A 22,339-nucleotide genomic window follows, 5' to 3' on the forward strand; every position below is an offset into this window, starting at 1 on the left:
CGCTCGCTGTCTAACCGCTCTCTGCGCCGTTCTCCTGCTTGTTGCGTTTCTTACTTCTTCCCAAATTTAATCTTGATGGCGCGCTTGAGCGCATACTTGCCGAGGCTTGGGAGCTTTTGCTCGTATTTGACCATCGTTGAGCACTCGGGGCGGTCGCGGTCCAGATGGATGGCGTCAAACGCGCACTTGGTGGTGCACAGGCCGCAACCGATGCATTTGTTGGGGTCGACGATCGATGCGCCGCAGCCCAGGCAGCGGGCGGTCTCGGCGCGCACCTGTTCCTCGGTAAAGGTCTCGACATACTCGCTAAACGGCGCAGCCTTCTCGCGCTCGCGGTCCACGCGGGCAACCTCGCGGCTCGCGTTGTCGTAGCGCTCGATCACAACATCGTCGCGGTCGAGCGCGGTGTAGCGGCGCTGGTTGCGGCCGATGGTGAGCGTGGATCCCGGCTGCACAAAGCGATGGATAGACACGGCGGCCTCGTGACCGGCGGCGATGGCATCGATGGCAAAGCTCGGACCGGTATAGACGTCGCCGCCCACAAAGATGTCGGGCTCGGCGGTCTGGTAGGTCTGGGGATCGGCAAGGGCACCCTGGCCACGGCCAAGCTCCACCTTGGAGCCAGCCAGCAGGTCGCCCCACACAATGGACTGGCCAATCGACATGACCACGCGGTCGGCATCGACACGGCGCAGATCGTTCTCATCGTACTCGGGCGCAAAACGGCCCTCGTCGTCAAAGACGCGCGTGCAGCGCTTAAAGGTGATGCCACATACGCGACCGGCCTCGTCCAGGTGAACCTCCTTGGGGCCCCAGCCGCAGCTGATGTGAGCGCCGTCCTCAACGGCCTCGCGACGCTCCTCCTCGCTGGCGGGCATCTGGGCCTCGCTCTCCAGGCAGAACATCTCAACGTGCTCGGAACCCAGACGGCAGGCGTTGCGCGCGACATCGACAGCCACGTTGCCACCGCCCACCACGACGGTGCGGCCAGGCAGTGCGTCGATCTTGCCGCTGTTAACCTCGCGAAGGAAGTCGACGGCCACGGTCACATCCTCGGCATCCTCGCCCGGAATACCGGCAAGGCGGCCGCCCTGGCAGCCAATGGCCACGTAGAAGGCCTTAAAGCCCTGCGCGCGCAGCTCGTCGAGTGTCACGTCGCGACCGACTTCCACGCCATAGCGGAACTCAGCACCCATCAGGCGAATGACCTCGACCTCGGCCTCGACAACATCCTTCTGCAGCTTAAAGCTGGGAATGCCATAGGTGAGCATGCCGCCCGGGCGTTCGTTCTTCTCGAACACGACGGGCTTGTAGCCCTTCTCGGCCAGATAAAAAGCGCAGGACAGACCGGCCGGACCGGCGCCGATGATGGCAATCTTTTGGTCGAAGCCGCCAGCGCGCGTCGGCGTCACCACGGGTGGGACGTAGCGGGTCGCGGCGTCCAGATCGCGCTGAGCGATAAACTTCTTGACCTCGTCGATGGCCACGGCCTCGTCCACGCGACCGCGGGTACAGGCATCCTCGCAGCGGCGATTGCACACACGGCCGCAGATAGCGGGCAGCGGGTTCTCGCGCTTGATGAGTGCCAGTGCCTCGTCATAGCGGCCCTGCGCCGCAAGCTTTAAGTAGCCCTGAACGGCAACGTGAGCAGGGCAAGCCGTCTTGCAAGGCGCGGTGCCGGACTCGTGCGTCTCGATGCGGTTATCGTTGCGGTAGTTGGGCGACCACTTGGTGTGATCCCACTTGGTGGCGTCGGGCAGCTCCTGGCGTGGATACTCGGGCACCTGTCCGCCCGCCTTTTTGCTGCAGAGCTTTTGGCCGAGCTTGGCGGCACCGGCCGGGCACACCTCAACGCAGCGACCGCAGGCAACACACTTGTCCTTCTCGACCTTGGCGACATAGGCCGAGCGCGACAGGTTGGGCGTGTTGAACAGCTGAGAGGTGCGCAGGGCATAACATACGTTAACGTTGCAGTTGCAGATAGCGAAGATCTTGTTCTCGCCGTCGATGTTGGTGATCTGGTGCACAAAACCGTTGTCCTCGGCCTGGCGCAGGATGTCGTAGACCTCGTCGCGCGTCACGTAATGCCCACGGTCGGTCTCGACCACGTAGTCGGCCATATCGCCCACGGCGATGCACCAATCGGCCGGGTCGTCGGCGCAGCCCTCTCCCATCACGCGACGGCTCGCGCGGCAGCTGCAGGTGCTGGCGGCATATTTACCCTCGTATTTGTCGAGCCAATGCTCGATATGCTCGATCGGCACCGAGGTGCTCGAAGCATCGATAGCCTTCTCGACCGGAATGACATGCATACCGATGCCGGCGCCTCCGGGCGGTACCATCGGCGTGGCTTTGGACAGCGGTCCCTTGGACGCCTGCTCAAAGAACTTGGCAAAGACCGGGTGCTCCTCGAGCTGGCTCACGCGCATGTTGAGGAACTCGGCAGAACCCGGCACCAGCATGGGCAGCACCCACTGCTTGGCGCGCTCGGGGTTTTCCCAGTTGTACTCGAGCAGACCCGTGTAGCTCATGTCATCGAGCATCTTCTCGATATCGGCCTCGGGCATGCCGGTGAGCTTGACCATCTCGGGCAGCGTATAGGGACGGCGCATCTTCATCTTGCAGAGCACTTCGGCCTGCTCGTCGGTTGCGGCCTCGGCAAACGACCAATACTCGTAGCCCAGCAGCTCGTCGCGATGCAGCAGACGGTTGGTGCAGTGCTCGCACAGCTTGACGATTGCCTCGCGCGGATGCTCCGGCAGCGGCGGCACGAACTCCGAACCGATATCGGGCTCGGTGTAGCTAATTCCCGGTCCGTTGAGAATCATGGTTGTCCCTTCTCTTGCCGCAGCACGACGAGGCCGCAGCGCCCCACTTTTTGCAGGCCGGGCATGCCCCCATGCCGTTCACCCGCCATTGTTGACATTGTGTCAAAAATAGTATTGACGAACCGTCAACAATATTCAAGACTGTTAGGCGAACGGTCAGGCAAAAGAGGATGAAAGGCAGCAAGCGCATGGGCGATAACACAGTGAACATCTCTGTGGCCGACGCCGTCCCCACGACCGACAGCGCGGCAAAGCGCTTGACGGGCGACGAACGCCGTCGCGAAATCCTCGCCGCCGTGCGCACCGTGAGTTCCGAGCTGGGCGTGTCGCATCTATCTGTCTCGGCCGTGACCAAGCGAGCCGGCTGTACGCGCTCATTGTTCTACCACTACTTTGCCGATATGGACGCCGCCGTCACCGCTGTTATGGACGAGGCGATCGACGGTTTTATCTCCGAGCTCGAGCAGTGGAACGCCGGCCGCACCGTCGGTGATATCGAGGGCGCGCTCGACACCGTCGCCCCGCTCTTTAAGCGTCTGGTCGCCAGCGGCCACGAGCTGCCGAGTACGCTCACCTCGAGCAGCGGCGCGCTCTACGGCGGCTTTTTGCACAACGTGGTCCAACGCGTGGCGCAGTATATCTGCGACACCACCGTGGTGGATTTTGTCGCCCATCATGAGCTACGCATCGACCATGTCTACGAGACGTTCTACACCCTCATCATGGGGTTGTTGATGTATATCCGCACGCACCCCGATGTGCCCGACGAGACGGTCAAGGAAATCATCGCCTCGACGCTCCACATCGAGGGCTATACCGCCAAGTATCCGGAGCGCAAGCCCCAGAACTGACGACATTTGGCCAAACTGCCCGCGATCAGAAGAGGGGCCGCGGGCGTGTGAAAGGAGAGCAGCATGCTGTTCGATGTTTGGGGTAGCGATACCCTTATCCACTGGGCCGGCTGGGCCATGGTCTTTATTGGCCTGATCGTGCTCAACGAGGTCGGCCGCCGCACCAAGCTGGGCGCGGCCATCATCTTTGGCGTGGCTCCGCTGGCCATGACCATCTACTGCGTCGCCATCGCCGTGGGCGTCTCACAGGGCGCCGAGTGGGCGCTCACCAACCCCACCCACGTGTATCAGAACAGCTGGTTCCATTACGCCAAGGTATACGCGGCACTGGCCGGTTGCTGGGGCTTCATCGCCATTAAGTACCAGTGGGGCAAGATCGGCAAGGCGCATTGGTTCCGCGCATGGCCGTTTGTGATCGTCGCCATCAACATCATGATCGCCGTCGTGTCCGACTTTGAGAGCGCCTATCACTTCTTTGTCCTGGGCGAGTCCACCTGGGTCACTTCCGAAGGTGCTACGCAGCTGGCCGGCTGGAACAACGTGTTCAACGGCATCGCAGGTATCATCAACATCTTCTGCATGACCGGTTGGTGGAGCGTCTACGCCTCCGAGGATCAGACCGACATGCTGTGGCCCGACATGACCTGGGTCTACATCATCGCCTACGATATCTGGAACTTCTGCTACACCTACAACTGCCTGCCCACCCACTCCTGGTTCTGCGGCTTTGCGCTGCTGCTGGCGCCCACCGTCGCCGCCTTTATCTGGAACAAGGGCGGCTGGATTCAGAACCGCGCCTTTACGCTGGCCATTTGGTGCATGTTTGCCCAGGTGTTCCCGTACTTCCAGGAGGAGTCCATCTTTGTGACCCACTCCACGCTCGACCCCGGCGCCGCTACCGCGGTCTCGATCGCCGCGCTGGTCGCCAACATCGCCGCGATCATCTACATCGCCTACCGCGCCAAGAAGCTCGGCCGCAATCCCTACAAGCAGGATGTCTTTGAGGGCACCAGCGATTGGGAGAAGGCCACTGCCCGCCGCGCCAAGGTTGATTACGCGCACGCCGAGTAACGTGTTTATTCCGTCCACATTTGGATGTAGGCAAACTTAGCCGACGCCGCAATCGCGCGTCATGCGCAGCCCCGGAAAGCGATTCGCCCGCTTTCCGGGGCTTTTTGTTGTTGTACTTTCATTCAAAAACATGCGCATATATAAAATCGGATTTCAAATCATGCGGCGGCTCTATGGGGTCCCGTTTTTGGGTACAGTGTTGTCCCGATATTGAGCTTGGGGGATATATGAAAGATGAGACGCGTGGCCACGAGGATGCGGCCCAAGATGCAGAAGCGTGTGCCGAGGCCCTGGAGAGCCTAGACCAGATCGCGCTGGCCGAGATTGCGTTTGACGATTCGAGCGTTGATGTGCGGGATGAGCCGGAAATCGAGGCGCAGCCCGATGATCGGGATGCAAAAGACGATGGCACCGCGCTCACCGAAGACGAGGCGGGGCACGAGGAATCCGAATGCGAGGCCGACGACCGGCCCGAATCCGACACGAGCGAGGAAACCATCTTGCTCGACAGCTTGCCGGCCGAAGATTCGCTGACCCGCGAGCTTCCCGGCCTGGGCTCTACGCCTGTCGTAGACGAGACCATCGCCATGGGCGATATTCCCCTACCGTCCGTTCCCTCGGCACATGAGGCCGAGGCCCGTCACCGCAAGATGTCGCCCAAGCGACGCAACCTGATGGTGGCAGGCGTTGTTGCCGTCGCACTTGTCGCCGGCGGCGCGGGCTACGCAGCCTGGAACGGATACCGGCAAGAGCAGGCTGCCATCACCGCCGCCAATGCCCACACGATGATGTCGGTGCAGATTGGCGTACACGCCGCGGGGCTCGACTGTTCCGCCGGCTCCAAGATTCCCGTGCAGGTGAGCGGGCAGGATTCCGACGGTTCTTCCGTGAGCGAAACGCTCTACGTTGACGAGCATGGTCGTGGCATTAAGCTGCTGCCCGGCGATTACACGTTCTCCATTGCTGGATCCCCCATCGCGGCCGACGGCACCATCTACACTGTCCCGACCACCAAGGCGCAGGTCACCATTAAGAGCGATGGGCAGGATTTGAGTGCCCAGGCCACCTTTAAGCTCAAGGTGCCTTCGGCCGACACGGTGACTGACGACCAGATCGATGCCGCCGCCAAGTATGCCGAGGAAGGCGGGGTGAACTCCGCCGCGGTCGCAAAGGTGCTCCAGCAGGCGGCAACCGCGCGCCGTGACGCCGCCGTCAACGCCGTGAGCTCCCGCGAGGCACAGGCGGCCCGCGACGCCGATGCTCGACATAAGGCAACGGACCTGTATCAGCTCGATATTCCCGTTGAGTGGTACGGCAAAGTCGCGACTTGGCAAAACGGCAGCACGCTGTGCATTTATCTGGACGGCGACACCAACACACCGCTCGTGACGCTCGTCGCGGTGCGCGAGGGCGAGAGCTTTACGCCCGATGAGGGCGATGCGGTTTTGGGTGCGGCAAGCCTCGGCAACGGCTACACCGTCTACGCCAGCGGCCCCGTCTATCCGTACGTGGTGCCCCAGACCATCAACGGGCGCACGCAAGACCCCGTGTCGACCTACCCCATGGACACGGCCATTGAGCTTGTCGAGCTTACGACCGGCAACCGCTACACCTATAGCCAGATCAAGAACGTGCTGGTCGGCAAAGACGGCAAGGCTGACGCCGCCACCAAGCTCGAATGCGACTACCTCGCCCAGATTCTGATGCCGAGCATCAAAGCCCAAGACTAGCCGGGCGCATCATGGTGCTCCCCAACCGTGATGAAGGGGCCAGGAGGTCCTGGCCCCACAGATCCGTAGATGATTAGGCAAGGAGCCACTTCCATGCGGGCACAACGTGTACCGCACCGTGCTCGCATGGAATATCGGCCTGCTCATCCATGGTAACGATTGCCGACTCGCCAAGATCGAACTGGGCCATCGAGGCATCAAGCGCGGCAATTTCGCGCTCGCGCGTTTTCTCACTTGCCATATCCACACTCACCTGAATCAGGCTATAAGCCCGCATGAGAAGTGCGTCCCCAGCCACAAAGTCCACCTCATGGCTTTTGCTCTTCTCTTTGATCAGCAGGCGGCAGACCGAGCCGGTCCTCACCGCGGGAGTCCTTCTTCTTAGCGCATTGAACACTGCGGTCTCGAGCCTCTGGCCCTGGTCCAATGCTGATGCGGGAGAGAATGCTCCAAACATCGCAGGGTCGACAGCGTAGACCTTAGACGCAGACCGCATGTTATTTGCCAATGAACGCGTGAACTCCGGCACAGAAAATAACAGGTAGGCATCCTCATAATACTCAAGTAAATCGCTGAGCGAATTACGACTGACGGGTATCTGCCTGCTCTTGAACTCGTTGTACACTTTGTTCACCGACAGCTCTCGTCCCGAAGATGCCATACACCGCGTCAGGAACAGCGATGCCAGGCGAGGGTTCTTGACGTCGTAGCGTTCAACGACGTCCATGGCGACCGTTCGCGAAGCATATTCCTGTAGCAGCTGAATCGCGTCTGCGGGCGTCTGCCCAAGTGTCGCGATGAATCCCCCTCGTTCAAGATATCCGATCAGATGATGTCGAAGCAGCGCCGCATCGCTCGGGGAAAAGGTCACATCTGGCTCGGGAACGTTCCCCGTCTTATATCGAACGTATTCCGAAAAGCTCAATGGAAAAAGCTCTCGCACAAGAGAACGACCCCTGAACTCGCTCTTAAGTTCTGAGGACAGCATCTTAGAAGAAGATCCCGTCACATAGACGGTCGCTTTCTCCGTATCGACTACACGCCGCAGAAACGCACCCCATTCGGGAATTTCCTGGATCTCGTCAAAGAAAATATAAGCGCCCTCGGTTCGAGCAGCAGGATACAGCGCATAGAACGTGTCGAGCACGTCCGCCAGCAGCGATGGCTCATACGGGCGCAAGCGCTCATCCTCAAAATTGAAGTAAAGCATCCGGTCAAGCTCGACGCCCCGGCTCTGAAGCCGCCGCATCTCCTGATACAGGCGATACGTCTTTCCACAACGGCGGGCCCCCACAATCACATTTACGATGTTGTCGCGCTTTGGCTCCTGTGGATTTCCTAGATCAAGGTCTCGCTCAAAGACCCGCGGAACCCCCTGCTGTTCAAAGTCCTTTATTTTCCGGGCGACCAAGTCGTTGAATGCCATAATTCTCCAATCTTGCTCTCTAGCTAATCAAAATTATACCTATTCTTGATTAATTGAAGAGCAAGATTGTGTGTAGCTTGATTAACACTTAAGCAAGTTTTTTCACTGTTATTGCTCCGAAGGATATCGAGTGGCTAAGAGGACAACCGAGCTCGAATGCGACTCCCCGAGCAGTTAATTTGGGACGGGGCTTTTTTGACTACCCTCCCCCTGTAGAAAGATCCCTAACGCAGTTGCGGTGAAATAGGGACTGTTTTTGCTGGTCAAACTGCAAAACAGTCCCTATTTCACCGCAACTTAATTGGTGGCCTTTTGGGTGGCACTCAGCGCCACGGGTCGGCTTCGAACATTGGCTCGCGCTCGGGGCGGCGATCACTGTAGGGATCGTAGCCGTCGTCGTCCTCGTTCTCGGCACGGATATAGGGGTCGCGCGGCTTGGGCGCCGGTTTGGACGTGGGCTTGAGCGCCGGCGCGCTTGTCTTGATCTCGTCTTTCATCTGCATAGCTCCTCGCATCGCATCCGTTCAACATCATCGATTGTCGCACGAAAAAGGGCGGCGGACCCAATTGGATCCGCCGCCCTTGGTGTTTAGAGACGGCTGGTAGATTTTAAGGCATGTCCCAAAATCTACTCGGCGTCGGGAACCTCGTAGGTGGCCGCCGGCGTGTTGTCGCACACGACGGTAAAGCCGCCGTCCTTGCCGGCATCGACCGTCACCTGATCGCCCTCGCGCACCGTGCCGTCGATGATAGCGGCGGCGATGGCATCCACGACCTCGCGCTGAACCAGGCGCTTGAGCGGACGGGCACCGAACACGGGGTCCAAGCCACCCACGGCGAGCATCTGCTTGGCCGCCGGGGTGATGGCAAGCGTCATGCGCTCCTTGGCCAGGCGTGCGCGAACGTCGGCAAGCTGGATGTCGACAATCTTCTCGATCTGCGCCATGCCGAGCGGATGGAACACCACGATATCGTCGATACGGTTGAGGAACTCGGGGCGGAAGGTCTGAGCCATGGCGGCGTCGACCTGATGGCGCATCTCCTCCTCGTCCTTACCGGACAGATCGGCGATGGCCTTGGAGCCCACGTTGGACGTCATGATGATAATCGTGTTCTTGAAGGACACCTGGCGACCCTGGCCATCGGTCAGACGGCCGTCGTCGAGCACCTGCAGCAGCACGTTGAAGACATCTGGATGGGCCTTCTCCATCTCGTCGAGCAAGATCACGGAGTACGGACGACGGCGCACGGCCTCAGTGAGCTGGCCGCCCTCGTCGTAACCCACGTATCCCGGGGGCGCACCGATCAGACGCTGGACGCTGAACTTCTCCATGTACTCGGACATGTCGATACGCACGAGCGCGCGCTCGTCGTCGAACAGGCACTCGGCAAGTGCCTTGGCGAGCTCGGTCTTGCCCACGCCGGTGGGGCCCAGGAAGAAGAAGCTGCCGATGGGCTTGTCCGGATCGGAGAGGCCCGCACGGCTGCGGCGCACAGCCGCGGCGACGGCGGAGACGGCCTCGTCCTGGCCGATGACGCGCTTATGCAGCTCACCCTCCAGGCCCTTCAGCTTGTCGAGCTCGCCCTGCATCATCTTGGACACGGGCACGCCGGTCCAGGCACTCACGACCTCGGCGATCTCATCGGAGGTCACCTGCTCGTTGAGACCCTCGCCGTCCTTCTGCTTTTGCGCCTCGAGCGCAGCCTCGGAATCCTGAATCTGCTGCTGCAGACCCGGAATCACGGAGTAGCGCAGCTCGGACGCACGGCCCAGGTCGCCGTTGCGCGTCGCGCGCTCCTCTTCGCTTCTGGCCTCGTCGAGCTGCCCCTTAAGCTCCTGCACGTGGTCGATGGCGTTCTTCTGGTTGAGCCAGCCGGCCTTTTGCACGTTGAGCTTTTCTTGGACCTCGGCGATCTCTTGGCGCAGGGCCTCCAGACGCTCCTTGGAGGCGTCGTCGGTCTCCTTCATGAGCGCCTGTTCCTCGATCTGCAGCTGGGTGAGCTGACGCGTGGTGGCGTCGATCTCGACCGGCATGCTGTCGAGCTCCATGCGCAAGCGGCTTGCGGCCTCGTCGACCAGGTCGATGGCCTTGTCGGGCAGGAAGCGGTCGGCGATGTAGCGATCGGAGAGGTCGGCGGCGGCCACGAGCGCGCTATCGGTGATGTGCACGCCGTGGAAGATCTCGTACTTCTCCTTGAGGCCACGCAGGATCGAGATGGTGTCCTCGACGGTAGGCTCGCTCACCATAACGGTCTGGAAACGACGGGCGAGCGCCGCGTCCTTCTCGATGTACTTGCGGTATTCGTCGAGCGTGGTCGCGCCGATCGCATGCAGGTCGCCACGGGCGAGTGCAGGCTTGAGGATGTTGCCGGCGTCCATGGAGCCCTCGGTGGCACCCGCGCCCACGATGGTATGGAGCTCATCGATGAACAGGATGACCTTGCCTTCGGATTTTTGAACCTCCTTGAGCACGGCCTTCAAGCGGTCCTCGAACTCGCCGCGGTACTTGGCCCCGGCGACCAGCGCGCTCATGTCGAGCTCGATGAGGTCGCGGTCGCGCAGGGTGCTCGGCACGTCGCCGGCCACGATACGCTGGGCGATGCCCTCGACGATGGCGGTTTTACCGACGCCCGGCTCGCCGATGAGCACGGGGTTGTTCTTGGTGCGGCGGGACAGGACCTGGATGGTACGGCGAATCTCGTCGGTACGGCCGATGACCGGGTCGAGCTTGCCGGCGCGGGCCAGGTCGCAGATGTTGCGGCCGTACTGCTCCAGCGCCTCAAACTGAGTCTTGTCCTCGGCAGACGTCACGCGGTCATCGCCACGCAGTTCCTCGTAGACCTGCTCGATGCGCTCCTTGGTGACGCCAGCGTCGCGCAGCACGCGGCCGGCCTCGCCCTTGTCCTCGGCAAGTGCCATCAGCAGATGCTCGGTCACCACAAAGCTGTCGCCCATCTTGGTGGCCTTCTTCTCGGCCTTTTCGATGACGCGGACAAGCTCGTTGGACAGGCCCATCTGCTGGCCCTCGCCCGAAACCTTGGGCGCGTGGTCGATGGCGTCTTGTGTGGAGCGTGCGAGCTGGGCCGGGTCGGCACCGATGCGCTCGATAATCACGGAGATATTGCGCTCGCCGGCACCGAGCAGAGCAGACAGCAGGTGAATCGGCTCCACCGCGCCGGCCTGCGCATCGGCAGCCGTGCTCATGGCGGTCTGCAACGCCTCGCGCGACGTCATTGCTAGCTTATCGATTCTCATGGAATCACCTCTCTTGGGGCGGCCGCCCTACGGGGCGGCTTCACGTTGTTCGAGAAGTATTGTTGCCAGCTTTGCGCGATCTTATACATAAATCTAAGTCTCTATATATAAGATTTTATGAGTGATTGAGAGATAGGGGATAGAGATGTCGGCCCGCCGCCGCACAGGCGCGCTACCGTCTCAATCTGTAACATCTAGCGACTGTTTATGGCTCCAGATGTTACAAATCAAGATGAAATGACCAACGGCGCCCGTTTGTCTCAATCTGTAACATCTACTCGGCAAATAGAGCCCTATCTGTTACAAATCGAGACGAACAGAAGACACCCGAATCGAGAATCTAAATCTGTAACACCAGGCCCACTTTTAGCGACCAAGATGTTACAAGTCGAGACAAACCGAGAACCACCACAAAGGTGCCTGTCCCCTTTGTGACGGTTCTCGACAAAAAGAAGCCGCCCCGATAACAGAGGCGGCATCAAGCAAGTCTATTTATTAGCGTCCCTCAAGACCCAACGAGAACGCAGCGATGGAATCGAGAACCGACAATAGCCCGTTCGCACAGATAGAGGCAGAGATTCAAGGTCAGAGTCCGGCTTAAACGGCTTAGCTATCGCACGTCACATTGTTCTCGTCGTCCCCCTATCATATTTATAGTGCTTATAGTGAAAATAGTGAGTTTAGTGAGAAGAGTATCGCTCAAAACTCGTGGACTCAATTATTGACCTCACGCCCAGAATGAGTGGGGCAAATATTTCTATTAGAGGTCAAATCGAAGCCCAATAGGGCCTTTTCACCCCGTCATTTCGATCGATCGCTTTCTTTTGAAGATTGTCGTAAGCTGGTATCACTTATCTTAATGAATGCATACTATTTGCGAGGTACCCGCCGTGAAACGCTCCACCTATATCGGCCTGCTCGTCTTAGCGTTTGCGATTACCGCAGTCGGCGTAGGAATTATCTATCTCGCATTTCTCCCCGCCTCTGCGACGCAGGCGGCGGTTGAGACCGTAAGCTATCCCATCGAGGTCCTCACCGATATCGTCAAACCCGATTCGGTCACCGTCGATTTTGACGGTACGCCCGCAGCGCTTGGTGTCAGCAACTATCCCCGCATCGAACTTGGGGCCAGACGCTACACCAAAGATGAGCAGCTTATCGGCAAGGCAACCAGTTTACTCAAAGGCAAGACGTTTAAGCGGTGGTACGGCGCCGCAATATATCGAGCCAAGAATGGCCAAATGGTTGGCGGATATTATTCGACCCTTGAGCTCGATGCGGCAAACGGGAGCAAATTGTGCAACGTCTCATACGACCCCGGCTGCGTGGACAATGAAGGACCGGGGGTCTATATCTCGGATGGCGACGTAATCTACGTCATGGAGGGCGACCAGACGGCAGTCGTCGATTTTATGGATCGGTGTACCGAGGATGCCTACGAACAAACCTGCGAGCCCGATCCGCAGACAGCGCGCAACAGTGGCTCGGCACGCACTTGGCTATTTGACGATGGAATAACCTGGACCCCATCGAAATAAGGACCCGCCGGGCAGGCAACTTTGTGATGGTCCCGGTCAATTATTAGCGCCCCTCAAGACCCAACGAGAACGTCGCGGTAGCCCCGGCCACACCTTTCCCTCGGGCGACCCTCGCGAAGCGCGTGAGCACGAGGGAAAGGTGTGGCCGGGGCGTACAGCAGAGTTACTCGGCAGCGGCCTTGAACTTGTTGTAGTTGATCAGGCAGCCGGCCTTGACGATGGCACGCTCCTCTGCCGTCATATCGGCAATATAGAGCTCAATCTGCTCAACCGTGCCGTCGGCGCGCACAACGTAGGCGGCGATGCCCCTCAGATCGCCGTCGAGCGCGGCGCGGATACCCGGCACAAAGACGTAGTCGCCCACCTCAAAGTTGGGCTCGGCCTCCATCTGGAAGGGCACCATGCCCCAGTTCATCACGTTGGAGCGATAGCGCTTGGTGGCGTACTCGTGGACGATGTTTGCCAGGCCGCCGATGACGCGCTGGCAGCTCGCGGCCTGCTCGCGGGCAGAACCGTCGCCGGGCTTCTTGGCATAGAGCATGGAGCCGTACTCGGTCGCCTTGGCATCGGCCGCGACGCCGGCGCCGGCCAGTGCCTCAAACACGCCGGCAAGCTCGGCATCGAGCGCCGCCAAGTCGCCTGCTGCCTCGCCGGCAACGCGGCGCTTTTCCACCGCGTCGACCTCCTTGGAACGACCCACGTAGGCCGGATCGCGGCGGCTGAGAGTAAACTCGGCCAGGCCCAGCGGGTTGGAGCGGAAGGAGCTCGTCTCGCCCGAGGGAATGAGCTCGTCAGTCGTGGTGACCGGGTCCATGATCTTGGAGCACACCTTGAGCAGGATATCGTCGCCGAGAGGCTCCATCGCGGGCCACGGCTTGATGTTGGGACCCTCGACCAGCTCGTCGGCAGGCTCCGCCTTGCCAAAGCCCCAGTACACGCGCTTTTTGTACGGCGCGTCGTCAAAGGTGTACTCGCAGGCCTCGTCCCAAGTCTCCTCGGGCAGGTCGGTCGCCGGCGTCAGGACGCCGCCGTTGGCAGCCGTCGCCGCAATGGAGCGGGCGTCCATCAGGGCTACGGCGCTCAGCTGGCCATTACCCGGCTTGGAACCCTCGCGGTTGGGGAAATTGCGCGTGGTGTGGCGAATCGAAAGGCCGTTGTTGGCAGGCGTGTCGCCGGCGCCGAAGCACGGGCCGCAGAATGCCGTGCGCACAATCGCGCCGGCCTCCATAAGGTCGTAGATGTAGCCGCGGCGTGTAAGCTCGAGTGCCACGGGCTGGCTCGTGGGGTAGACCGACAGCGAGAACTCGCCGCAGCCGGTGTTGGCGCCCTTGAGCACGCGGGCAGCCTGGACCACGGAGTCGTAGTTGCCGCCCGAGCAGCCGGCGATAACGCCCTGCTGCACGTGCAGCTTGCCGTCGACGATCTTGTCGAGCAGGCTAAAGTGCGTCTTGCCCTCGCCGATCTTGGCGGCCTCGAGCTCCACCTCGTGCAGGATGTCCTCGAGGTTCTCGTTGAGCTCGTCGATCTCAAAGCCGTTGGAAGGATGGAACGGCAGCGCGATCATGGGCTTGATGCTCGACAGATCGACCTCGACGCAGCCGTCGTAGTAGGCAACATCGGCGGGCTTGAGCTCGCGGTAGTCGTCGCCGCGGCCGTGCATGGTCAGGAATGCGCGCGTGTCCTCGTCGGTGGCCCAAATGCTCGACAGGCAGGTAGTCTCGGTGGTCATGACGTCGACGCCGTTGCGGTAGTCGGTCGTCATGCTCGCGATGCCGGGGCCTACGAACTCCATGACCCTGTTCTTAACGTAACCCTTGGCAAAGACGGCGCGGATGATGGCGAGCGCCACATCGTGTGGGCCAACGCCGGGGCGCGGGGCGCCCGTGAGGTAGATGGCAACGACGCCGGGATAGGCAACGTCGTAGGTGTCGCGCAGCAGCTGCTTTGCCAGCTCGCCACCGCCCTCGCCCACGGCCATGGTGCCCAGAGCGCCGTAGCGGGTGTGCGAGTCGGAGCCCAGGATCATCTTGCCACAGCCGGCGAAGTTCTCACGCATAAAGGAGTGGATGACGGCGATGTGCGGCGGGACGAAGATGCCGCCGTACTTCTTGGCAGCCGAGAGACCGAAGACGTGGTCGTCCTCGTTGATAGTGCCGCCCACGGCGCACAGCGAGTTGTGGCAGTTAGTGAGTACGTAGGGCAGCGGGAACTGCTCCATGCCCGAGGCGCGCGCCGTCTGGATGATGCCAACGAAGGTGATGTCGTGGCTCGCCATGGCGTCAAAGCGAATCTTGAGTGCCTCGGGGTCACCCGACGTGTTATGTGCCTGGAGGATCGAATACGCGATGGTGCCGCGCTTGGCATCCTCGGGCGTCTGCGTAATACCGCGCTCGGCAGCCTCGGCCGCAGGCACAACCTCGCTGCCGCCGCGCAGGTAGATGCCGTCCTCGTACAGCTTGACCATACTGTCTCCCACTCTGCCCAAAAGATTTGGGCGCATAGCATACATTCGTTCAATATCGTGCCATAGAACGGTTGCGAGTGGGTTACGAATCTACACGTTCACTTTATCTCAGTAAAGTAAAGGACGAGCACCTTGCATCACTCTTCTGACAAGGAGTGTCCCAAAGTGCCGGCACAAAAGGAACGTCCCCAACTGCCAAGTGCCGCAAGAATGTCCCCTTTGACCAGTCATTTAAGAACGTCCCCAATGACTACCGCATCCGGAGCAAGGCAACGCCGCAGGTAGAGGACGGACAGCGAGCGACGTCCAGAGCGAACAAGTTGGCATGAAAAAGGCAAGGCATAGACCTTCTGGTCATGCCTTGCCTTTTGAATGACAAATTGTCGCTCTGGGTGGCGCGCAGCGTCGGCCCGTTACGCGGGTTGGTAAACCCGCGTAACTACAAATCCCCGCCGGCACCCAGCAGCTTGCGCATGACCTGTTCGGGGTTAACCGAGCCGTCGCGCGGGGCCAGGGCGGTGATCTTCTTCTGCATCTTGTACTCGTGCAGCTCGTCCTCGAGCTGGCGCACGCGGGCGCGAAGCTTTTCGTTCTCGCGCTCGCGCTCCTCGGCACGCTCCTTCATATCGAGGATGCGCACCACGCCGGCAAGGTTGATGCCCTCGTCGGTCAGCTGGTTGATGAGCTCCAGGCGCTCGATATCGGCACGCGAATACAGACGCGTGTTGCCGCCCGAGCGCTGGGGGTTCACCAGGCCCTTGGACTCGTAGACGCGCAGAGTCTGCGGATGCATACCGGTCAGCTCGGCCGCCACGCTAATCATGTACAGCGGTTTGTTCCTATTGTCCTCGGCCATGCTACCTGACCCCTTTCCGTCTCGTTATCGTCCATCATAAGCCCGCGGGCGTGGGCGTGCGCCGCGACCGCCCTAGTACGTCGCCTTGTAACGGTTGACCTTCTCGCGGTAGTCGCGCGTGTCGGCCTCGCGCAGCTTGGTCATGGCATCGCGCTCGTCATCAGACAGGTTCGTGGGAACCTGCACCTTGATCTCGACAAGCAGCGCACCGGTGCGCCCGCGATGCTTAACGTCGGGCGCGCCCATCTCCTTAAAGCGGAACTTCTTGCCCGTCTGGGTACCCGCGGGCACCTTCAGACGAACCGTCGCACCACCGGGCGTCGGCACGTCCACCGTGCAGCCGAGCGCCGCCTCGTAGACCGAGACCGGTACCTCCATGGTCACGTCGGCACCTTTGCGCTTAAACAGCGGGTGCTCCTCCACATGCGTGGTCACGACCAGGTCGCCGCGCTCGCCACCCGCAACGCCGTACTCGCCGCGACGCTTGTAGCGTAGCTTGCCGCCGTCGACCGCGCCCGCGGGCACCGAGACCGTAATGGTCTGCTGCTCGCCTGTCGAGGGAATGCGATAGGTGACCTTGTGCGTCACGCCGCGGAACGCGTCCTCAGCCGTCACATCGACGGTCAGCGACAGGTCGCCGCCCTTGCGAGCGCGGCTGCGACCCGCGCCGGCACCGGCAGCGCCCGCAGCCCCGGCAAAGCCCGAGCCCCAATCGCTGCCCCAGGCGCCGTTGCCGCTAAAGATGCTGTCGAAGATGTCGCCCCAGCCGCTGGCGCCCGCGCCGGCACCGTAGCCGCCGCCATACGCGCCGCCTGCGCCCGGCATGCCGCCAAACATGAGCATCTGGTCGTACTCTTTGCGCTTCTTCTCGTCCGAAAGCGTTTCGTAGGCCTCGCTGATCTCCTTAAACTTGGCCTCGTCGCCGCCGGCATCGGGGTGATATTTTTGCGCGAGCTTGCGAAACGCGCTCTTGATCTCTTTATCGGAGGCGCTCTTGGATACGCCCAGGATGTCATAGAAGGTTTTGCCTGCAGCCATCGTAGCTCCTCTCCTGTTTCATCCGCCGCCCAGCGGGCGGCGGCTCATGCTTTCATATGGCACTAGGCCAGAAAGGGCCCCGGGTGTTGCCCCGGGGCCCTTCTCAATTACTCCTCGGTGCTCTCGGCCGTATCGGCCGCAGCATCCTCGGGCGCCGCTTCGGGCTCCGGTGTGGGGCGCTTCTCGCCACCGTAGGTCACCGTCACCATCGCAGAACGCAGGATGCGATCCGCCATGCGGTAGCCCTTCTGGTACACGTCATTGACGGTCTCGTCGTACTGCGATGCGTCCTCGACGCGGCCCACAGCCTGGTGCTCGAGTGGATCGAATGCCTCGCCCTTGGGGTCGATGGGCTCAACGCCCTCGTGCGCAAACACATCGAGCAGCTTGGCATGAACCGCATCGACGCCGTCGACGAACTGCTTAAAGTCGTCGGAAAGCTCTTGGCTGCGGGCATGGTCGATCGCGCGCTCGATATCGTCAATCACCGGCAACAGCGCGGTGACAAGCTTCTCAGTCGCGCGCTCGCGCTCGGCAATGCGCTCGTTGGCGGTGCGGCGACGGAAGTTCTCCCAGTCGGCCTGCAAACGGGCGGTGCGCTCGGTGGCGTCCTTCGCCTTGTCCTCGGCGGCCTTCTGAGCCTCTGCCGCAGCATCGAGCTCGTTGCGCACGTCGGCAAGCTCCTTTTGGGCCTGCTCGAACTTGAGCTTAAAGTCGTTGTCGGCGGCTTCCTCACCGGCGCGGATAGCGGCTTCCACCATCTCGTCCTCGGTCATCGTCGCCTCCTGGTTGGAATCCTCTACCTGGTTCTCGGCAGCCTCGGCGGCCTCGGCCTCGTTGGCCTCGGTATCGTCGACGGCCTCTACGGGAATCTTCACGTCCTTCTCCTCAGAGTCAACGGGGGCGGCGCCAGCGGCAGCCGCCTCCGTGCGAGCTTTACGGGCGGACATGATTACTTGTCCTCGTCGTCCACAACCTCGTAGTCGGCGTCGACAACGTCATCGTCGGCAGGCTGGGCACCGGCGGCACCGTCGGTCTGCTGCTGAGCGTCGGCGTAGACAACCTGGGCCAGCTCGTAGGCCACAGACTGCAGGGACTCGCCGGCGGCCTTGATGGCCTCGACGTCAGAGCCCTCGAGCGCCTTCTTGGCGTCGGCGATAGCGGCCTCGGCCTTGGACTTCACGTCAGCGGAAACCTTGTCGCCCAGCTCGTTGAGGGTCTGCTCGGTGGAGTAGCACAGGCTGTCGGTCTGGTTGCGGACCTCGACCTCTTCCTTCTGCTTCTTGTCCTCCTCGGCATGAGCCTCGGCGTCCTTGACCATACGATCGACTTCGTCGTCGGACAGAGCGGTGGAGCCGGAGATGGTGATCTGCTGCTCCTTGCCGGTGCCCTTGTCCTTAGCGGAGACCTTGACGATGCCGTTGGCGTCGATGTCGAAGGTAACCTCGATCTGCGGCACGCCGCGGCGGGCAGCCGGGATGCCGGTCAGCTGGAACTTACCGAGCGACTTGTTGTCGCGGGCAAGCTCGCGCTCGCCCTGGAGCACGTTGATCTCGACGCTGGTCTGGTTGTCGGCAGCGGTAGAGTAGACCTCGGTCTTGGAGGTCGGGATCGTGGTGTTGCGGTCGATCATCTTGGTCATGATGCCGCCCATGGTCTCGACGCCCAGCGACAGCGGGGTAACGTCGAGCAGCAGGATGCCCTCGACGTCGCCGGTGAGCACGCCGCCCTGGACGGCAGCACCGTCGGCAACGACCTCGTCGGGGTTCACGGACATGTTGGGCTGCTTGCCGGTCATGGTCTTGACGAGCTCCTGGACGGCGGGCATACGGGTGGAGCCGCCGACGAGGATGACCTCGGTCAGATCGGAGAGCTTAAGCTTGGCGTCGCGCAGGGCGTTGGTGACAGGCTGCTTGCAGCGCTCGAGCAGGTCGCGGGTGATCTTCTCGAACTCGGCGCGGGTCAGCGTGTAGTTGAGGTGCAGCGGGCCGGACTGGTTCATGGTAATGAACGGCAGGTTGATGGTGGTCTGCTGGGCAGCGGAGAGCTCCTTCTTGGCGTTCTCGGCGGCCTCCTTCAGACGCTGCAGGGCCATGGGGTCCTGACGCAGGTCGACACCGTTCTCCTGCTGGAACTTATCGGCCATCCAGTCGATGACGCGCTGATCCCAGTCGTCGCCGCCCAGGTGGTTGTCGCCCGAGGTGGACAGAACCTCAAACACGCCGTCGGCGAGGTCGAGGATGGAGACGTCGAAGGTGCCGCCGCCCAGGTCGAAGACCAGGATGCGCTGGTCGGTGCCCTGCTTGTCCAGGCCATAGGCAAGAGCAGCAGCGGTCGGCTCGTTGACGATACGCTTGACGTTGAGGCCGGCGATCTTACCGGCGTCCTTGGTGGCCTGACGCTGGGCGTCGTTGAAGTAGGCCGGGACGGTGATGACGGCGTCGGTGACGGTCTCGCCCAGATACTTCTCGGCGTCGGCCTTCATCTTTGCGAGCGTCATGGCGCTCACCTGCTCGGCGGTGTAATCCTTGCCCTCGATGTCGACGACGGCACGGCCACCCTGGCCCTCCTTGACCTCATACGGCACGGTCTTGATCTCGGAGGTGCACTCGGAGTACTTGCGGCCCATGAAGCGCTTGATGGAAAACACGGTGTTCTTGGGGTTGGTGACAGCCTGGTTCTTAGCGGCCTTACCCACGACGCGGTCGCCGTCGGCACGGAAGCCCACAACGGACGGGGTGGTGCGGTCGCCCTCGGCGTTCACGATAATGGTCGGAGAACCGCCCTCGAGAACGGCCATTGCGGAGTTAGTAGTACCAAGGTCGATACCAAGAATCTTGCCCATTAGAAATTCCCTCTCTCTTGTGCGTTTGCACCGACTCGGCGGTCTGTCGAACGGTGTTTCGGCTTGTCTTTCAGGATGTAGTGTATCCCCTTATGGGCCGGAATATACAAAATCTAAGTCAATTCATATAAGATTTCTTATTGCTGAGAGTTTAGGTTCGCAAATACGCAGGTAGATGCGCTGAATGAGTTCTCGGCAGATCTATTGAAATCTATGTAGAGTTGACTGAAGGTTGAGCCTGGAGCTGCGCAGGGCGGCTTTGGGGCGAGCCGGGGAAAGCGCGACCCGGTTTGGAAGCCGATTCCGGGATGTAGTTTCCCGCGGAGCGCTCAACTGGAAACTGCATCCCGTTTTGAGAGCGAATTCTGGGACATAGTTTCCGCTAGACGTCCATCGGGAAAGCGCGTCCCAGTCTGAGCGTCAATTCCGGGTCGCGCTTTCCGTAAGCGTGCTCAAATGCCCTATATTTCAAGTCACCTTTAGCTAACATTTGCGCAGCTCAACGGCCCCACCTGCGCATTTTTTAGTAAACCTTGGCATACTCGGCGAACGGTATGAAGATGCCGGTCAGAGGGTATTGCAAACGGTCGCTCCCGTGGTATGTTTTTGCCCGAATCAAACCGGCGCGCATCGCCTGTAGCGTCGGTCAACAGAGAGGAAACTACCATGGCTCATCCCGTAATTGATGCCGACGAGTGCATCGCTTGTGGCGTTTGCGTCGACTCCTGCCCCGCTGGCGTTCTGGAGCTCCAGGACGTCGCTACCGTCGCTGACGAGGACTCCTGCGTCGCCTGTGGCGCTTGCCAGGACGCTTGCCCCGCTGGCGCGATCACCGAGATCGTCGAGGAGTAACAACTCCCCCACTTGCACACTCACAAGTACACCGTGCACAAAAAGGAGGCCTCCGCATCGCCGCGGAGGCCTCCTTTTGCATATGTGGGCAGTTGCGGTGGAATAGTTCCTGGCTCATTGCTTAGGTGCCGATTGTAGGAACTATTTCACCGCAACTTATAAAGACGGTGTCGGGCTAAGACAAATCATCCTCGTAGGGCATTAAGTCTGCAAGGTAGCCTTCCTCCTTGAGCATAGCCTCGATCTCGTCGAGGGTTTGCTCGTCCTCCGCCGCGATGCGATGGAAGTGATAGCCGCTCGTCACCGTTAGTAGCGGGAAACTCTTGCCGCTCTCGATATCGCGCAGATAGCGCTCGACATCGCGGCGGTTGCGGATGTCCAGGTCGGCCGTAATCTTACCGTACACGCGATGATTGACGATCACGTTGAGCACGGCGCCTCCGGCATCGACGATACTCGTGAGCTCATCGCCTGCCTGTTCCACGCTGTGGCGAACCTTGACCAAGCGCGTAGGCACGGCGGGGCTGCTGGGGGCCTCCTGCAGCACGTATCCGCGGTTGGTCGCCACGATATCGTGCCCATCGGCGCGCAGCAGGGCGATGTCCTGCACCACGACCTGGCGGCTCACACCCACCTCGTGGGCAAGCGCGCTGCCCGATACGGGTCCCTTGGCTCCCTCGAGCACGGCCATGATGGCACGGCGACGCTCGCGGGCGTTCATTATTTACCGTCCAGCAGACGCAGGTGCTTAAGCGAGAGATCGAGGATCGGCGCGGAGTGCGTCAGGGCGCCCGAGCTAATGAAGTCAACGCCCAGGTCGGCCAGGGCGCGAATGTTGTTGGCGTCCACGTTGCCCGAGCACTCGGTCTTGGCGCGACCGGCGATAAGCTCGATAGCGGCGGCCATGTCGTCATGGGTCATGTTGTCGAACATGATGATGTCGGCGCCGGCCTCCACGGCCTCGCGCACCATGTCCAGGTTCTCGCACTCGATCTCGACCGTCGTGGTAAACGATGCATGGGCGCGCGCCATCTCGATCGCGCGCGTCACGCCACCGGCGGCATCGATGTGGTTGTCCTTGAGCATGACGGCCGTCGACAGGTTGTAACGATGGTTGCTGCCGCCGCCGATCTCGACCGCGGCCTTCTCGAAGACGCGCATGCCCGGCGTGGTCTTGCGCGTGTCGACGAGCACGGTCTTGGTTCCCTCGAGCGCCGCGGCCATGCTGTGCGTGTAGGTAGCGATGCCGCTCATGCGCTGCAGGTAGTTGAGCGCCACGCGCTCGCCTGAAAGCAGCACGCGCGCATCGCCGCGCACCTGACCCACATGGTCGCCGGCGTGCACCTCGTCGCCATCGGCAACGTCGAGCAGCACCGAGCTCTGCGAATCCAGCAGCTCAAAGGTGCGGGCGAACACATCCAGGCCCGCGATGATGCCATCGGCCTTGGCGATAAGCTCCACCGTGGCGGGACGCGCCGTGGGGCACACGCTCGCCGTGCTCACGTCCTCAAAGGTAATGTCCTCGCGCAGAGCCTGCAGAATCAGATCATCGACGACGAGCTTCATGGTAATGGGATTCATGGT

16 protein-coding genes are annotated in these 22,339 nt (G+C 61.2%); 5 read left to right on the plus strand and 11 right to left on the minus strand.

Annotated elements, in window-relative coordinates:
- Positions 1 to 50 precede the first annotated feature (50 nt).
- Complete coding sequence (locus tag ARB25_RS01485) at positions 51 to 2,828, minus strand: FAD-dependent oxidoreductase (protein ID WP_172676301.1); 2,778 nt, start codon at positions 2,826 to 2,828, stop codon at positions 51 to 53.
- A gap of 188 nt (positions 2,829 to 3,016) precedes the next feature.
- Here ARB25_RS01485 and ARB25_RS01490 point away from each other — a divergent pair, with 188 nt between their 5' ends.
- From ARB25_RS01490 to ARB25_RS01500, 3 genes are all read left to right on the plus strand, one after another.
- A complete protein-coding gene (locus ARB25_RS01490; protein ID WP_055285393.1) occupies positions 3,017 to 3,679 on the plus strand; it encodes a TetR/AcrR family transcriptional regulator in 663 nt (220 codons plus the stop codon).
- A 63-nt stretch (positions 3,680 to 3,742) separates the two neighbouring features.
- A complete protein-coding gene (locus tag ARB25_RS01495) occupies positions 3,743 to 4,750 on the plus strand; it encodes a DUF5692 family protein (RefSeq protein WP_055285304.1) in 1,008 nt (335 codons plus the stop codon).
- Positions 4,751 to 4,977: 227 nt separating this feature from the next.
- Positions 4,978 to 6,480, plus strand: a complete 1,503-nt coding sequence (locus ARB25_RS01500) for a hypothetical protein (protein WP_055285305.1) — start codon at positions 4,978 to 4,980, stop codon at positions 6,478 to 6,480.
- Between the two features lie 73 nt (positions 6,481 to 6,553).
- On the opposite strand, the gene ARB25_RS01505 is transcribed toward ARB25_RS01500, so the two are convergent.
- The 3 genes from ARB25_RS01505 to clpB form a co-directional block, all read right to left on the minus strand.
- A complete protein-coding gene (locus ARB25_RS01505) occupies positions 6,554 to 7,906 on the minus strand; it encodes an ATP-binding protein (protein WP_055285306.1) in 1,353 nt (450 codons plus the stop codon).
- A gap of 323 nt (positions 7,907 to 8,229) precedes the next feature.
- Positions 8,230 to 8,403: a hypothetical protein gene (locus tag ARB25_RS01510; protein WP_022094005.1), complete on the minus strand. Its 174-nt coding sequence runs from the start codon at positions 8,401 to 8,403 to the stop codon at positions 8,230 to 8,232.
- A 131-nt stretch (positions 8,404 to 8,534) separates the two neighbouring features.
- A complete protein-coding gene (gene clpB / locus ARB25_RS01515) occupies positions 8,535 to 11,162 on the minus strand; it encodes an ATP-dependent chaperone ClpB (protein ID WP_022094004.1) in 2,628 nt (875 codons plus the stop codon).
- Positions 11,163 to 12,052: 890 nt separating this feature from the next.
- Between clpB and ARB25_RS01520 the strand changes: the two genes are divergently transcribed.
- Entirely contained in the window at positions 12,053 to 12,700 is a 648-nt protein-coding gene (locus ARB25_RS01520) for a hypothetical protein (protein ID WP_055285308.1), read from the plus strand.
- 163 nt (positions 12,701 to 12,863) lie between these two features.
- Here the strand turns inward: ARB25_RS01520 and ARB25_RS01525 are convergent, their stop codons facing one another.
- The 5 genes from ARB25_RS01525 to dnaK form a co-directional block, all read right to left on the minus strand.
- Positions 12,864 to 15,164, minus strand: coding sequence for a hydratase (locus tag ARB25_RS01525; protein WP_055285309.1), 2,301 nt, complete (start codon positions 15,162 to 15,164; stop codon positions 12,864 to 12,866).
- A 439-nt stretch (positions 15,165 to 15,603) separates the two neighbouring features.
- Positions 15,604 to 16,020 (minus strand): heat shock protein transcriptional repressor HspR, encoded by a 417-nt coding sequence (locus ARB25_RS01530; RefSeq protein ID WP_006235210.1) that lies wholly within the window; start codon positions 16,018 to 16,020, stop codon positions 15,604 to 15,606.
- A gap of 72 nt (positions 16,021 to 16,092) precedes the next feature.
- Positions 16,093 to 17,058, minus strand: a complete 966-nt coding sequence (locus tag ARB25_RS01535) for a DnaJ C-terminal domain-containing protein (protein ID WP_055285310.1) — start codon at positions 17,056 to 17,058, stop codon at positions 16,093 to 16,095.
- A 107-nt stretch (positions 17,059 to 17,165) separates the two neighbouring features.
- Complete coding sequence (locus ARB25_RS01540; RefSeq protein ID WP_156327647.1) at positions 17,166 to 18,008, minus strand: nucleotide exchange factor GrpE; 843 nt, start codon at positions 18,006 to 18,008, stop codon at positions 17,166 to 17,168.
- Between the two features lie 2 nt (positions 18,009 to 18,010).
- On the minus strand, positions 18,011 to 19,903 hold the full coding sequence (gene dnaK / locus ARB25_RS01545; RefSeq protein WP_006235214.1) for a molecular chaperone DnaK: 1,893 nt from the start codon (positions 19,901 to 19,903) through the stop codon (positions 18,011 to 18,013).
- Positions 19,904 to 20,503: 600 nt separating this feature from the next.
- Here dnaK and ARB25_RS01550 point away from each other — a divergent pair.
- The gene (locus ARB25_RS01550; protein ID WP_158564522.1) at positions 20,504 to 20,755 is read left to right on the plus strand and encodes a ferredoxin family protein; all 252 of its coding nucleotides are present in this window, start codon (positions 20,504 to 20,506) and stop codon (positions 20,753 to 20,755) included.
- A gap of 175 nt (positions 20,756 to 20,930) precedes the next feature.
- Here ARB25_RS01550 and ARB25_RS01555 read toward each other — a convergent pair whose 3' ends face one another.
- Complete coding sequence (locus tag ARB25_RS01555; protein WP_055285311.1) at positions 20,931 to 21,476, minus strand: transcription repressor NadR; 546 nt, start codon at positions 21,474 to 21,476, stop codon at positions 20,931 to 20,933.
- Positions 21,476 to 22,336 (minus strand): carboxylating nicotinate-nucleotide diphosphorylase, encoded by an 861-nt coding sequence (gene nadC, locus ARB25_RS10205; protein ID WP_055285312.1) that lies wholly within the window; start codon positions 22,334 to 22,336, stop codon positions 21,476 to 21,478. The genes ARB25_RS01555 and nadC overlap by 1 nt, the downstream gene beginning before the upstream one ends.
- Positions 22,337 to 22,339: the final 3 nt, after the last annotated feature.

This window comes from Collinsella aerofaciens, from assembly GCF_001405375.1.
Taxonomy (GTDB): Bacteria; Actinomycetota; Coriobacteriia; order Coriobacteriales; family Coriobacteriaceae; genus Collinsella; species Collinsella aerofaciens_F.